At 35.8% G+C, this 14,655-nt stretch carries 17 protein-coding genes and 1 tRNA gene; 17 read left to right on the forward strand and 1 reads right to left on the reverse strand.

Features of this window, described 5'->3' with window-relative positions:
• Window positions 1-39 precede the first annotated feature (39 nt).
• Window positions 40-126 (reverse strand) — tRNA-Leu (locus PHV78_02250).
• A gap of 152 nt (window positions 127-278) precedes the next feature.
• Between PHV78_02250 and PHV78_02255 the strand changes: the two genes are divergently transcribed.
• The 17 genes from PHV78_02255 (at window position 279) to PHV78_02335 (ending at window position 14,610) form a co-directional block, all read left to right on the forward strand.
• Window positions 279-1,031, forward strand: a complete 753-nt coding sequence (locus tag PHV78_02255; protein MDD5396049.1) for an AAA family ATPase — start codon at window positions 279-281, stop codon at window positions 1,029-1,031.
• Window positions 1,032-1,049: 18 nt separating this feature from the next.
• Window positions 1,050-1,922, forward strand: coding sequence for a ParB/RepB/Spo0J family partition protein (locus PHV78_02260; protein ID MDD5396050.1), 873 nt, complete (start codon window positions 1,050-1,052; stop codon window positions 1,920-1,922).
• The gene (locus PHV78_02265; GenBank protein MDD5396051.1) at window positions 1,915-2,607 is read left to right on the forward strand and encodes a glycosyltransferase family 2 protein; all 693 of its coding nucleotides are present in this window, start codon (window positions 1,915-1,917) and stop codon (window positions 2,605-2,607) included. The genes PHV78_02260 and PHV78_02265 overlap by 8 nt, the downstream gene beginning before the upstream one ends.
• 2 nt (window positions 2,608-2,609) lie before the next feature.
• Window positions 2,610-3,509 carry an NAD(P)-dependent oxidoreductase gene (locus PHV78_02270; GenBank protein ID MDD5396052.1) on the forward strand — a complete coding sequence of 300 codons (900 nt, stop codon included), beginning with the start codon at window positions 2,610-2,612 and terminating at the stop codon, window positions 3,507-3,509.
• 72 nt (window positions 3,510-3,581) lie between these two features.
• The gene (locus PHV78_02275) at window positions 3,582-5,018 is read left to right on the forward strand and encodes a PLP-dependent transferase (protein ID MDD5396053.1); all 1,437 of its coding nucleotides are present in this window, start codon (window positions 3,582-3,584) and stop codon (window positions 5,016-5,018) included.
• 78 nt (window positions 5,019-5,096) lie between these two features.
• Window positions 5,097-6,011 carry a hypothetical protein gene (locus tag PHV78_02280; protein ID MDD5396054.1) on the forward strand — a complete coding sequence of 305 codons (915 nt, stop codon included), beginning with the start codon at window positions 5,097-5,099 and terminating at the stop codon, window positions 6,009-6,011.
• A 4-nt stretch (window positions 6,012-6,015) separates the two neighbouring features.
• Window positions 6,016-6,912 carry a methyltransferase domain-containing protein gene (locus PHV78_02285; GenBank protein MDD5396055.1) on the forward strand — a complete coding sequence of 299 codons (897 nt, stop codon included), beginning with the start codon at window positions 6,016-6,018 and terminating at the stop codon, window positions 6,910-6,912.
• A 5-nt stretch (window positions 6,913-6,917) separates the two neighbouring features.
• The gene (locus PHV78_02290; protein MDD5396056.1) at window positions 6,918-7,790 is read left to right on the forward strand and encodes a class I SAM-dependent methyltransferase; all 873 of its coding nucleotides are present in this window, start codon (window positions 6,918-6,920) and stop codon (window positions 7,788-7,790) included.
• Between the two features lie 4 nt (window positions 7,791-7,794).
• Window positions 7,795-8,640 (forward strand): class I SAM-dependent methyltransferase, encoded by an 846-nt coding sequence (locus PHV78_02295; GenBank protein ID MDD5396057.1) that lies wholly within the window; start codon window positions 7,795-7,797, stop codon window positions 8,638-8,640.
• Between the two features lie 4 nt (window positions 8,641-8,644).
• The gene (locus PHV78_02300; GenBank protein MDD5396058.1) at window positions 8,645-9,469 is read left to right on the forward strand and encodes a class I SAM-dependent methyltransferase; all 825 of its coding nucleotides are present in this window, start codon (window positions 8,645-8,647) and stop codon (window positions 9,467-9,469) included.
• A gap of 3 nt (window positions 9,470-9,472) precedes the next feature.
• Window positions 9,473-10,315 (forward strand): methyltransferase domain-containing protein, encoded by an 843-nt coding sequence (locus PHV78_02305; protein MDD5396059.1) that lies wholly within the window; start codon window positions 9,473-9,475, stop codon window positions 10,313-10,315.
• Window positions 10,316-10,325: 10 nt separating this feature from the next.
• The gene (locus PHV78_02310; GenBank protein ID MDD5396060.1) at window positions 10,326-11,150 is read left to right on the forward strand and encodes a class I SAM-dependent methyltransferase; all 825 of its coding nucleotides are present in this window, start codon (window positions 10,326-10,328) and stop codon (window positions 11,148-11,150) included.
• A 1-nt stretch (window position 11,151) separates the two neighbouring features.
• Window positions 11,152-12,057, forward strand: coding sequence for a class I SAM-dependent methyltransferase (locus PHV78_02315; protein MDD5396061.1), 906 nt, complete (start codon window positions 11,152-11,154; stop codon window positions 12,055-12,057).
• A gap of 16 nt (window positions 12,058-12,073) precedes the next feature.
• Window positions 12,074-12,907 carry a class I SAM-dependent methyltransferase gene (locus PHV78_02320; GenBank protein MDD5396062.1) on the forward strand — a complete coding sequence of 278 codons (834 nt, stop codon included), beginning with the start codon at window positions 12,074-12,076 and terminating at the stop codon, window positions 12,905-12,907.
• Window positions 12,904-13,416, forward strand: a complete 513-nt coding sequence (locus tag PHV78_02325) for a class I SAM-dependent methyltransferase (protein ID MDD5396063.1) — start codon at window positions 12,904-12,906, stop codon at window positions 13,414-13,416. The genes PHV78_02320 and PHV78_02325 overlap by 4 nt, the downstream gene beginning before the upstream one ends.
• A gap of 4 nt (window positions 13,417-13,420) precedes the next feature.
• A complete protein-coding gene (locus PHV78_02330; GenBank protein ID MDD5396064.1) occupies window positions 13,421-13,750 on the forward strand; it encodes a hypothetical protein in 330 nt (109 codons plus the stop codon).
• Between the two features lie 5 nt (window positions 13,751-13,755).
• Entirely contained in the window at window positions 13,756-14,610 is an 855-nt protein-coding gene (locus PHV78_02335) for a class I SAM-dependent methyltransferase (GenBank protein ID MDD5396065.1), read from the forward strand.
• Window positions 14,611-14,655 lie beyond the last annotated feature (45 nt).

Genomic DNA, 14,655 nt, shown 5'->3' on the forward strand with positions numbered 1-14,655 from the left:
ATTTTGAGTTCCGCCAGTTGGCGGACAGGCGTGCTTTAATGGTGGGCATGGAGGGAGTTGAACCCTCAAGGTCGTAAGACCATACGATTTTGAGTCGTACGCGTATGCCAGTTCCGCCACATGCCCACATTGATTCTTCAGTATGCCAGCTTGCCCCGTAAAACAGCAGCTGTTTTTATTTGGGGTTCCGCCACAGCGGCCTATTTATGGGCAGATATTTCATTATAGATTAAAAATTTTCCTTGTCAAGTCGCTATTTTGTATTATAATTTAACCATATGATTATCTCGGTTGTGAATCAGAAAGGAGGGGTGGGTAAGACCACCACGGTTATAAATTTAGCTGCGGCTGTTGCTGATTTTGGTAAACGAGTCTTACTGGTTGATCTTGATCCGCAAGGCAATAGCAGCTCGGGTTTAGGCGTCGAAGATCGCACCAAGGGAATTTACGAGCTTTTGAGCGAGCAAATTCCGGCTCATGAAGGTATTAAGCAGGTCAAAGAAAATCTTTTTGTCATTCCGGCTAATCAGAATCTGGCTGGAGCAAATATCGAATTAGTTAATCTGCCAGATCGGGAAAAATTTTTAACGAAGACTTTAAATAATTTACCGGAAAAATTTGATTATATTTTTATTGACAATCCGCCCTCACTCGGGCTTTTAACGGTTAATAGTTTAGTCGCGGCCGACAAAGTTCTTATTCCGGTTCAAGCAGAATATTACGCGCTTGAGGGGTTGGGTCAACTTTTAAATACGGTTGATTTAATTAAACAAAGCCTTCGGCCCGACCTGAGAATTTTAGGGGCGATTGTCACTATGTATGACGAGAAGATTGACCTGGCGCGCGAAGTTTGGCATGAACTTTATAAAAGTTTTCCGTATAAAATTTTTCGCACCGTTATCCCGCGCGACATAAAATTAGCCGAAGCGCCAAGCTTTGGTAAAAACATTTTACAATATGCGCCCAAATCAAAAAGCGCCAAGGCTTACCAAAGATTAGCCAAAGAATTTTTACATCATCACGAAAAATAAAATTTATTTAATATTTTTATGTCATTAGGAAGGGGGCTGGGAGCTTTGATTCCCACTTCAACCGGACAAGTTCCGCAACAAATCGTTCAGAAAATCACCCAAGAAACATTACAACAAACCGGTGAGCAGATTTTTAATATTCCTTTAAATCAGATTGAAGCTAATCCTAATCAGCCGCGTAAAATTTTTTCTCGTCTGGAGATGGAAGAATTAGCCAATTCCATTCGCGAATATGGCATTATTCAGCCGTTAATTTTAACAAAAACCGCTTTTGATAAATATGAGATCGTGGCCGGCGAACGCAGATGGCGGGCAGCTCAAATTTTAGAACTTAAAACCGTGCCCGCTATTGTGCGTACTATGGGAGAAATGGAAAAGTTCGAAATTTCTCTTTTGGAGAACATTCAACGCCAGGACCTAAACCCCATGGAGCGCTCCAGGGCTTATCAGCGCCTAACTGATGAGTTTGGCTTAAATCAAGAACAAATTGCTATAAAATTAGGGAAGGCCAGGGCTACCATTGCCAACACCTTACGTCTTCTAATCTTGCCGGAATCAGTTCAGCAGGCGATAGAGCAAGGCCGGATTACCGAAGGTCATGCTAAGGTTTTGTTGTCATTGGAAGACGGGCAAAAACAGGAAATGTTTTTAAAAAGAATTTTGGGTCTAGGGTTGACGGTTCGTGAAACGGAAGATTTGTTGAAGGGCCAAAAGCCGAAAAAAATATACTCGTCAGACCCAGCCTTATTAGCCAAAGAAAAATCTTTGTCGACCGCCTTAAATTTAAAAGTGAAAATTAAAAAAAATCAAAAGGGCGGCAAGGTGATCATTAAATTCTATTCCGACGAAGACCTGGATAATTTAATTGATAAGCTTGGTCAAAATGGTTAATGATAATTTTAAAACTATTATCGTCGTTCCGGCCTATAATGAAGCGATAATTTTAGAGAAAGTATTATCGGAATTAGTTAATTATTTCAATCCGCAGCAAATTGTAGTAGTCGATGACGGCTCTTCAGATGAAACTTATTTGATTGCTCAAAAATTAGGCGCGCACGCCTTGCAGCACTCGATTAATCGCGGAGCAGGAGCGGCTACAAAAACCGGCATTGTTTACGCCTTTAATTACTTACAGGCCGATGCCATAGTTACTTTTGATGCTGATGGTCAGCATGACCATCGCGATGTGCAAAATTTAATTCAACCGATAGCGGAGAGGAGGGCTGATGTAGTTATCGGTTCTCGTTTTTTAATAAAACAAGATATACCATTATTAAGAATCGTTGCCAACTGGTTGGCCAACCTTTTTACCTTTTTATTATTCGGCCTGTGGGTTTCTGATTCGCAGACCGGCTTTAAGGCTATTTCTCGTTTGGCCTGGGATAAAATAGAGATACATGGCGATCGCTTTGAATTTTGCTCTGAAATAGTGGCGGAAATTAAAAAAAATAAATTAAAATACGTAGAAATCCCTGTTAAAGTTTATTATTCCAAATATTCGCAATCAAAGGGGCAAAATTTTTTTGTCGGCTTTAAAACTTTAATTAGAATAATCGTTAATTCTTTATCAAAGTAATTATGAAGGTGGTTATCACCGGCGGCGCCGGATTTGTCGGAAAAAATTTAATCAGAGTTATGCTTAACAGCGGTTTTAGTCCGTCTGATTTATTTGTTATTGATAAAAATAAAACTAATTTAAATTTTGTTAAAAATTTGGGGGTTAAAACCATTTTGGCGGACTTGGCCGATCAAGGTGAATGGAGCAAGGGTTTTCACGGTCAAGATTTGGTGATAAGCTTACACGCCCAGATTTCCGGCCCTAATTATGAGGATTTTAAAAGAAACAACATCGATGCTACGCAAAACGTTATTGAAGCAGCCAAATCGGCCGGTATTGATAAAATTGTTCATTTTAGTTCGGCGGCTGTATTGTCAATTCGCCAAGATTTTTACGCCACTTCCAAAAAAGCCGGCGAAGAGCTGGTGAAAAACAGCGGCTTAAAATACGTAGCTATTCAGCCGTCCCTAATGTATGGACCGCTAGATAATAAAAATATTGGTTGGTTAATCAAATTTGCCCGTTCTTGTCCCGTTTTTCCTATTCCCGGTAATGGTCGCTATCCGCGCCAGCCGATTTATATCGATGACATGGCTCATTTAGTAATTGGATTTATAAAGAATTTTCCAATCGAAAATAAAGTTTACAGTATTAATGGTCAACAAATTATTAATTTTAAAGAAATGATCGCTACGGTTTTGAAAGAAATGGGTGGTTGGCGAGCAGCGGTTTATATACCCTTACCTATCTTTTTATTTCTGGTGAAAATTTATGATATTTTATTTAAATCTCCGTTTACGCCCGATCAAATAAAATCTTTGACCTCTGGCGATGTTTTTCCAGATTATCCTTGGTGGCAGGAATTTAACATCAAAATGACATCATTTCGAGATGGTGTTAAAACAATGTTGAGTAAATAAACAGAGGGATTGACTTTTGGCTATTTTTTGCTATAATATTAAATATAATTAAATAAATTAAATTTTATTAATATGGGACCAGAAAAATTACAAGAAATTAAAAAACCCGATCTTTCAATTAGTCGGGGATTCAGGACTGTTGACGAAGAGGTCGCTGCCCTAAATGAATTCTTCAGCGGTAAGGCGGTTGATTTTTATGCTCGTTATGGAAATGCCGGCCTTAAAGCAAAAGAAGAAGAAATGGCCGAGCGCTTGGGAACGGATAATGTTTTGTTATATAATAGCGGAATGTCGGCTATTACTTCGGTTATTGAAAATTTAAAGCTAGCCAGTGGTGACGTTATTTTATATAGCCCTTACGTTTATGGCCAAACAAAAACCTATATCGAAAGTTTACGTGACTTGGGTATTCGTTGTATCTCTATTGATCCCGGTAATCGCGAAGAACTCGATGAGTTAATTAAAGAGCATCGTCCACGGGCGGTTTTCGCCGAAACTATGGCTAATGATCCTGAGATGCAAGCCCTCGACACTCAGGCGCTGATTGCTACGGCCGAGGAAATGAATAATAAATTTAAGCCCCAGACATTTGACGAGGCTTTGGCTGATCGCTTAGCTAAGACGGCCTGGATAGATGGCTGGTTAGATATGGTAGCACCCGACCATGATAAAAGAGAATCACTTTTAAAGGCTTTGGTTGGGTTCTTCAAAGAAGCACAGGAAAAAATTGCACAGAATAAATCAGTAATGGGTATCAAAGGCTTAGTCGATAATTTAAAAAAGGCCGGAATAGGCGTTGATAAATATGACTTATCTCAATTAGTAATGATTATCCAGCGCTCCTGGGATTCTTCAAGACAAAAACCGTTAACTTTAATTCTCGATAATACCATTCCCACCGAGAGCGTTAAGGACATGGGAGCCGAGATAAAAAAGGCGCCTAAAAACGTACCAATTATCGTTGTTGACTCTGGAACGAAATTTATGGCGCAGGATCAGGCAACCTTAGGTATTGTTTATTCTAATGATTCCAAAATAATGCAAGAATTAGAAACCTGGAGAGCCGTAGACGGGGGATATATACCTCCATCTGCCGTTGAACAAATACCTAATTTAAGTAAAGAAGAGTTTGATAAACGCAATCGCCGTATTATTGCCAATGCCAAGAGGTTGGCTGAGGCGTTTGCTTCGGTGGTTGGTCATGGTGATATAGCTGTCGTTAGCCACCCGAATCTGCCCGGTCATCGCAGTTATGATTATGTTAATCAACATATGCCAGATGGTTCTGTGGCGGTTTTTTATATTGAATGCGCCAAACCGGCCATTGAAGTGTGCCGTAAATTAGAGAAAATGGGCATGGTTGATAAGATAGAATACGGCGGTAGCTTTGCTTTCGAGAAAACTCGCTTTGGAATTTTTAATCCCGACGGCACTAGTTTAAGAATTGCAGCTGGTGATGAATCGCCGGATAAAATAGAAGAAATTTGCAAAATCATCGAATCGTTATAATAATCATCATATGAATTTAATATAAAGCAGGTGAATTTTGCACCTGCTTTATATATTTTAAAAAATAAATTTGATTTTATGTCGAAGAAAACATTTATCACGCAAAAACAATATTGGACTAAAGTGGCAGCTGATTGGCAATTAAAGGGTGATCCATCTAGACCGAGCCGTGATACGGTAAGGTTATATAACAAATTTATGGCAGAGGCCCTGGGAACGTCGCTAGGGAAAAAAGTGGTGGTAATGGGAGCAACGCCTGAAATTAGGGATATGCTTTATAAATATTATTTTTTAAATAGAATTAAAGTGGTTTGTGCAGAGTGGCTCCCAGAAATGTATTATGGTATGACCGAACTTGTTAATCATAAAATTCCCGGGGAAAAATTCGTTAAAACAAATTGGCTTAAAATGGGATTTCCCAATAAAAGTATTGATGTATTTATTGCCGATTTGATTTTTGGCAATATTATTGACTTACCGAGTAAGGATTTATTGTTAAGTAAAATGAATCAAAAACTTAAAAAGGGCGGTTATTTCATCCTTCGCCATTGTTATGTCGTTCCAAAAAACAAAGTAGTTAATGTCAAAAAACATCTTTTTAATATATCAAAAGACGTTTTGACAGAAAAAAGAACCATAAAACAGGTGGCAACTAGCTTTTGGACCGACCTAGTAATCGGTTCATGGTTTGAAAATAAAGAGAATAAGCTTTCTCTTTATTATTATAAAAAAGATATTCAAGATCTAAAAAAATATTTTTCTCGCAAAGGGTTATCCTATCAAGCCAGAGCGGCAAAATTAGTCTTCGATTATTTTCTGTTTTTGGCAAAAGATCATATTGCTAGAAAATTTTGGGTTCATTATCCCAGGCCAATAGAAGAAAAATTAATTAAAAAATATTTTGTCATAAAAAAAACATCATTTCCCCAAGATTATGAGGCTAAAATAAGCGAACCGATTTATTTATTACAAAAAAGAGAATTAAAAAAATAGGTATATGTCGAAAAAGCAATATAATCCTATTTGGGAAAGGCAGCGAGCCGATTGGTGGGCTTATTTTTGGGGCGGTGCGAAAGCTCCCTGGCGGCCGACCAAAAAAGAGGTTTTATTTTTTAAGAATTTTATAAAAAGATTATTAAAGGAAAGAGAGCGTCTTGAAATTTTAATTTTAGGCTCGACCCCAGAGTTTAGGGATATGCTTTTTGGGATGCGTGGGGTAAAGGTAACCCTGATTGATTTAAATTTAACTGCCAAAAAGGGTATGGATAAATTATGCCGGGCTAGCAATAAAAGAGAGAAGTTGGTAATGGGCGATTGGCTCAAAATGAATCATTTATTTCCGTTTCATTATTTCGATGTCATCGTAAACGATGAGGGGTTTGAAAATATTGACGTTAAAAAACATACCTTATTATTTAAAAATATTCATGATATTTTAAAAAGAGATGGATATTTTCTTTCCGGCCGAGCTTGTCTAGAGCCGCTTCGTAAAACACGCATAACCTTTAAACAATTTTTTGCTAAATATAAAAAAGATCCGCATTTTTTCCATAATTTTTATAACCGTCTGTGGTACTTATATCGACTTATTTTTTCTCCTGAAATACGAGTTTATGATTACAAAAAACAAGGCGGAAAACTGGGTCGTTTAGCCACAGAAGTGGTTAAAAAAGCCGCTCAGGAAAAAATTTATGATATTAAATATTTAAATTGGGATCATCGGATAGATTATCGCGACCCCTCTATTCGGAATTATATGGAAGTTGATATTTGCAGTTGGAAGAGATTAAAAAAAATGATTACCAAATATTTCATAATTCAAGAAACTTATCAAGATTTATTTCATCCGGTTATGAAGCAAAAGTATAATTTTATTTTGAGCCCCAAAAATTAATCTTTATGAAGAAAAGGATTATTAAACCAGAGCCAAAAGGATGGCAAAAAATTCAGCAAGCTTGGCAAAAAATGACCTCTCCCTCCAGGCCATCATTAGGCGATATGAAGATTTATAATGATTTCATGGCCGCGGTTCTTAATAAATGCGCCCATGGTAGGGTTTTGATATTAGGCGCTACTCCGGAATTGAGGAATTTGGTTATGAAACGAGCCTTATCTCGGAGAATAGACCTTTATTTATTAGATTTAAATCAGGACATGATCCGCGCGATGGACCAATTTATAGAGATAAAAAATGTAGTCCAGAAAAAAATAATAGGGGGTTGGCTAAGCATGCCGTTTAAAAATGAATATTTTGACGTGGTGTTGGGCGATGAGGTTCTAATTAACGTTGACCAAGAAGATAGAGAAAAATTATTATTAGAAATATCTCGCGTTTTAAAGAAGCGAGGAGCCTTTATTACTAGGGCTTCTCACGTAAATCCGCAAGCCCGAACATTTACGGTCCGTAAATCGTTTGACAAATATACTAATCTTTATTTACAAAACAAATTAACCTTTAATCAGGTTTTGAATTACCTATTTGAAGAAATGTTTGAGCTAAGTTATTTTAAAAATAAAAAAAAGTTTTTGTTAATTAAAACATTATTGCCAGAATGCCTGAAAGAGGCGAGATCGTCCAAACCATTGAAAAAATTTATTATTAATTCGTTCATCCGAGAATATAAGGCCTTATTTAATCAATGCTGGTCGTGGGAGTTAAAATCAGCGCAAATCAAAAGATTTAAAAAGTATTTTTTGATTAAAAAAATTAAATCGGCAAATGATTATTGGTATGCCCATATTTTGCCGATTTATTTATTAATTAAAAATTAACTTTATGGAAAATAAAAGAATAGAAATGAAAAGCAGCTGGAAGACAATGGCCCATTTATGGGCTAGCTATGCGCCGCCGGCTAAACCTTCGCCAATAGAGATTAATTTTTTCGAACAATATCTTAAAAAGATGCTTAAAAAAAACAAAAGCCTTAAGGCGCTGGTCTTAGGCTCTACGCCGGAATTTCGCGATTTGTTAGCTAAATACAAAGTAGACACGACTGTAGTCGACAATAATCCGATTTATATTAAGGCCATGGCGCAATTGACAAAACGACACAATCCCAAAGAAAGGACCATTATTTCTGATTGGTTGACGATGTCATTTAAGCCCAATACCTTTGATCTTGTTTTAAGTGATTCAGCCCAAGATAACATTAAATTCAGCGAATTTTTTAAATTATTAAATTTATTGTATAAAATTTTAAAACCAACTGGTTGTTGGTTTTTTGGGGCGATTTGCGGTCGCAAAGACGCTCAGATAAGTTTTACTAAATACGTCGATCTTTATCGGGAAACCCCCGGTCATTTTAGAGATTTTAGAAATAAAACTTATCGTTATTTTCAGCTTTGTTTTAATCGAGAATTTTATAATACTAAAACTAAGAAATTCAATTTTAAGATTGTTGACACAAAGGTGACAAACTTAGTGGCCAAGAAAAAATTGTCTCCGTCAGCTTTAAAATATTTGTGTTTTAATTTGGGGGATTACCGACAGACAACGCTGACGCAAAATGTGTTTGAAAAGATATTGACTAAGAATTTTAAAATTTTAGCGACCAAGAGAGATAATAGTCATATTGTAATGAAAAATAAATGGGCGGCAATTTTAGGGTCTAAGAAATCATAATTATATGGCAAAAATAAAAGAATTACCTTGGAACGAGCAATTTGCGATTGCTTGGGCAAAAATGGCACCACCTGCTCGTCCCAGTCAAACCGAACAGAGATTTTACGAAAAGATAATCAAACAAGTCATAAAGGATAATAAAAATCCCAGAATTTTGATTTTAGGTTCAACTCCAGAATTCAGAGATATTCTACTTAGAAATAAAGTTAAACCAATCTGCTGCGATATTAATCGGGACGTTTTTAAATCGCTGACTAGAATTATGCGTCGGCGAGGCGTTGAAACCTTTATCTTGTCCGATTGGATTAAGCTTAAAACAAAAGCTAGGTTTGATTTAGTTTTGGGCCATCAGGTTATTAATATGCTTTCGCCGGTTAAGCAGGCTGTCTTTTTCAAACAGATTTATCGGCACCTTAAACCAGGCGGACTATTCATTACTTCTGTGGTAATTAGAGCGAACGACCGAGCTATTTCTCTATTAAGTGGCTTTAAGCGTTATCGTAAGTTTAAAACAATTAATATTCGTGACGCTTTTTCGACTATTCATCCCGACCTGCTTCTGGCGATTAGCGGGCATACTGGCACTTATTCGCCCACGCAATGCTTGAAAATTGTAGATCAACTTTATCGAGGGAGCGAAATTAGTAAAAAAGAGCGGGATATCTATTTTAAAATTATGCCGTCAAATGATTTGAAGGTTTATATACCAAATCAAAAATCTATTGAGGCATTAATAAAAAAATATCTTAAAATTTTGCTGATTTACCACTATCCGACTAAATATTATAATTCAAAACATTGGCCGGTCTATTTATTAAGAAAAAGATAATTTATGAGAATTTTAACTCACTTACAAGGGTTTTTAAGGCTACAATGGGCAAAACAACGTCCGCCGCTTATTCCTTCTGTTGATGAATGTAAAATTATTAAAAATTTCATCAAAAAGGAAGTATATAATTCCAATAAAATATTAAAGATTCTTATCTTGGGTTCAACTCCGCGATTTAGAGATTTAGCCCACTCTTTTAAGAGCGAAGTAACTTGCGCTGATATGAATATAGACATGTTGCCAGCCATGGCTGCCTTAATGACCAATCCCCGGGCGGCCGAGAAAGAGGTTTGGGTTCGTGCCAATTGGCTACAAATGCCGCTTCGGAATAACTATTATGATATAGTCTTGGGCGATTGGGTTATTAGTAATTTACCATTAAAATTGCAATCAGTATTTTTTAAGAAAATTTCTTTGCTTATAAGGTCGGGCGGCCATTTTATCACTCGAGCATCATTATATTCGGGCGATTTAGTGCCATTCGAAAAAGCTTTGAAATTATGGTTATCTGGCAAATGGGACAATTCGCATTTAATGATGTCAGCAGCTCATCTGGACTTTAATCCACACACCTATCAGTCGCACAGTGCAAGGTTTAGAGTTAAGGGAGCTCAGGCGATTAGTAAGTTAATGTGGCAGGAAAAGAATAAACAAAATAAATCCAAATTAAAGCAAGCTATTAAAGTCCTGAAAGAATGGTTGCCAACTGGAATGACCTGGATTTATACTCCTAAAAATGTTTTAGAATTAATAATTGAAAAATATTTTCAAATTAAAAAAATTGATTATGCCCGAGATCATTATTTAGCCCAAGCTTGCCCGATCTATTTTTTAAGAAAAAGATAATTAAAATACTATGGCAAAAACCAAAAAGGTGATTAACAAAAAACCATTTCAAGCCTTTGCGGCGCGTTGGGCGAAAACTTTGCCGCCGGCTCGGCCAGCCAAGGAAGATATAATGGCTTATCGGAAATTATTTAATCAATATAAGAGTAAAACCGGCAAAACCAAATTATTAATTTTGGGAGCCACTCCAGAATTACGAGATTTAGCGGCCAGTCTTAAATTTGACGTAACTGTTGCTGATTTTAACATTGAAATGATTAAGGCTTTAACGCCATTGCGTAAAACGAAAAGCAAAGAAAAATTTGTTATTAGTTGGTGGCAGAAGATTCCAGTTAAAGATCATTATGATATTATTACGGGCGATGTAGCGGTAAACATGCTCGATAAAAAAGATATCCCCGTGCTATTAAAAAGAATCAAGGATCTGTTGGTGCCTGGCGGATATTTTATTCATCGCGATGCAGTTTATAATCCCGAGAAGAAATTAAAGGCTAGATGGATTATCAATGCTTGGCGAAATAAAAAGATAGACATCGGAGACTTTCGTTGGTTAATTGAAATGCATTCAGAATTTAAGTCTTATGATGTTAAAACCGGCGTGGATAGCAAAACGGTGCTTTATAATAATATTCATAAGATGTGCGAACAAGGGTTATTAACCAAAAAAGAGCTAGATAAATTCGGCGTGTTTAATGATAATGTTAGAATTACGATTTTAACCAAATCAGGTTGGCATAAATTATATTCCAAATTTTTTAGGCCAATTAAATGCGCCTGCCCTGGAGGTCATATGTTTTGCGCTGATTTGCCAATTTGCGTTTATAAAAATAAATAATATGAAAAAAAATTATATTCGTCAAAAACCAAAAAACATTAAAGTCTGGAGTAAAATAGCCTGCGGCTATTCTAAGTTAGTCGTTCCCAACCGTCCCAGCGACCATGATTGCGCTAATTATGCTCATTATATCTATAAAATTTTGAAGGATGTAAATAATCCTAAAATTATGCTGATGGGCTCAACGCCAGAACTGCGTAGCATTTTATATACTTATACTTTTAAGAAAAAGGCACAAATTTTTACGGTTGATTTATCGGCGGATATGCATCAAGCGATGAGAGAATTCGTTGTGCCGGCCACTAAGCCCGAATTAAAAGAAGAGTTTTTTTGCGGTTCTTGGTTAAAAACAAATTTTCCTGATAACTTTTTTGATCTAGTTGTAGGCGATGAAGTGATTTGCAATGTTTGCGCCGATCAACATCAAAATTTATTTGCCGAAATCAACCGCATTTTAAAAAATGGCGGCCATTGGGTAACGCGACATAATTTTTATCTGGCAGAAAATGTCAAACAATCTCCCAAAAGCATAATTTTAAATATCGTGGATAATATTAATGACGGAAAATACACTTTTCAATACAGTATAAACATTCTTTATTTACTTTTATTTTATCGTTTAGTTATCGATCAAGCTCAACATTGTGTCAATGTAAGTGATGAAATTAAAGTAATCAAAAAAATATTACCAAACATTTCAAATATTAAGCAGCGTCAAACACTGAAGGAATTATTAAGAGTATTTGAAAAATACTTCGGAAGCTATAAAAATTATTATTGGTATGTTTTGTCGAAACAGGAAAGCTTAAAAGAATTGAAGGATTATTTTCAATTTAAAGGAGAGTTATATGCGAAAGATTATCTGACGGTTCGTCATTCACCAATTTGGTTATTAAAGAAAAAATAATTTGTTAAATATTATTATGAAAAAAACAAATTCAATTTCTTGGCATACTAGTGTTGCTGAACGTTGGAAAATTTATGATTCACCGGCACGGCCATCGAAAGGCGAGTGTCAGATAATTCAGGAATTTATCAATAGTCATAAAAAAAATCCAAAAATCTTAATCTTAGGTTCTACGCCTGAATTTAGAGATTTGGCGCACAATCTTCGAGCTGAAATAACTTGCGTAGATGCTAGTTTAGAAATGTTAATAGGCATGTCGGAATTAATGAAACATAAGAATCTAGTTAATCAAGAAATTTGGTTCAGATCCAATTGGTTAACCATGCCCGTAACAGAAAATTATTACGATTTTGTCCTGGGCGATCTGGTGGTGACCAATTTACCCTTGCAGCTTCAGCCGGTTTTTTTGAAAAAGATTAAGAGTATTTTGAAACCCGGCGGATATTTTATTACCCGCGACTGGTGGCCACCTATCGTAAAGTCGTCTCTTGAATCTGCCATTGACAGATTAAGTAAGCGAGGTATTAACAAAAAAAGTATTAATATTTTGACCTGGGATTTATTAAATTTGTCCTACAATTATCAGAAAAAAATTGCTACGACCGACGAAATGTATCGCCTAGTTAAGGATTTAAGGCAGAAGGGAAAAGATCAAAAAAAGAAAAAATGGCTATCGACATTAATGAAACATGTCGTTTATAACTATCCATTGGGCAAAACCTGGTTTGTTAAGATGAGACCGGAAGCCGAAAAAACTTTTAGTAAATATTTTCAAATTAAATCGGTTCAGTGTACTAAAGATCATTGTCGAGCCGATCAATGCCCGATATATTTTCTTAAAAAATCATGATAAATAAAGCAATATCACAGCACCAGTCTTGGGCTTATTTATCTAATACGTGGAGCAAGTATATTGCCCCGCCGGCAAAGCCTTGCCCAGGACAATTAAAAATTTTTTCTAAACTTATTACTCGCGGAAAATTTTCTTTCCCAAGAAAGGCCCTTATTCTTGGCGCTACGCCAGAGTTACGTAATTTAGTCTTAAAGCATGGATTTCAAGTAACGGTTTGTGACATAAGTATCGATATGATAAAGGCAATGACGCAATCAGTTATTAAAAATTTACGGTACAAAGAAAAAACTATAGTAGGGGATTGGCTATCAATTAATTTACCTAGTCATAGTTTTGATTTAATTATGGGTGACGGTTCCTTAAACCAATTACTAGAATCGACTCGGGTTAAAAAACTACTAATAAAAATTAAAAATTTATTATCTCCTCATGGAATTTTGCTTTTTCGAGAGGTGATAAGATCATCAAAAAAAACCATTAATAAGTTCAGAAAAAGACTGGATTAAGCTATTGTCTAATAATAAATTATCAAAAATAGATATAGTTAGTTTTTTAAAATATCAAAGCGATGCTAATCATTATAGTCATTCACCGTCTATAATTGACAGCCTGCCTGTTGCTGATAGAATTAAAAAATTATATCAAGCCGGTAGTTGTTCAAAATCTTTTTATACGTGGGCTAATATCGCTTTAGGCAATAAATCAAAACCGGCATTGGTCTTTTTACAAAAAGACCTGGAAGGATTATTAAGAAAATATTTTAAATTAGCTAGAATTACCCAATGTCATGATTATCACCATTGTAGATATATGCCCTTATATCTCGCTAGGCCAAAATAAATTTTATGAAAAAACACACTAAAAATATACAGGCCTGGAAATCTGTCTCCGATGTTTGGGGGTCGCTTAGACCGCCCCTGAGACCGTCGGTAGGGGAGATAAGAATCTATGAAAAATTCTTAAAAAGAATTTTACCCAAAATTTCATCTCGTCGTGCTTTATTGTTCGGCGCCACGCCGGAATTACGTGATTTATTGGCAAAATATAATTTTCAAGTTACGCTGATTGATATTAATCCGGCCATGGTAAATGCAACGACAAAATTGCTTAAACGCAAAAATCACCAAGAAAAAATAATCATTGGTGACTGGCTAAAAACTCCATTAGCACTATACAAGTATGATGTAATAATGGGTGATCATATCATGGGCAATGTTAAGTTTAGAAGGTGGGATCAGTTTCTCCGTCGAATTATTGGTTTATTGTCATCTAATGGTTATTATATCACTAATGTTCAGTTAAAATTTCCGGTGAAGAAAATTATTTCATTCGAAAAATTAATTGATTCATATTTAAAATATCCTAAAAAATTCGATAACATAGAATATCAATGGCAAATGTTGTATCAGATGATGTATGGCGATAAAAGATTTTGCGGCTATCCTGATTATTTGATTCTTTGGCCGGCTATACCGCAGATACAAAAGTTTTTAGAAAAGAGTAAAATATTTATGGACAACCACGGGATTGCCAAGTTGGCCAGCAATATCTATGTAAAAGAATTTAAATATTCGTCGCCGCCGCGTCAGGTTTTTGAAAAAATATTTAAAAAAAGATTTAAAATTATAGACTCTGATATCAGTAGGAAACATCTTGTTTATCAAAGTTATCGCATTTATTTGGCAAAGCCATTGAGATAGAGGGGCATCATAGTTATCCACAGATAATTAGCACTCGGACTTGAC

It is taken from the genome of Patescibacteria group bacterium (assembly GCA_028715115.1).
GTDB lineage: Bacteria > Patescibacteriota > Patescibacteriia > UBA2591 > UBA4787 > JAQUSN01.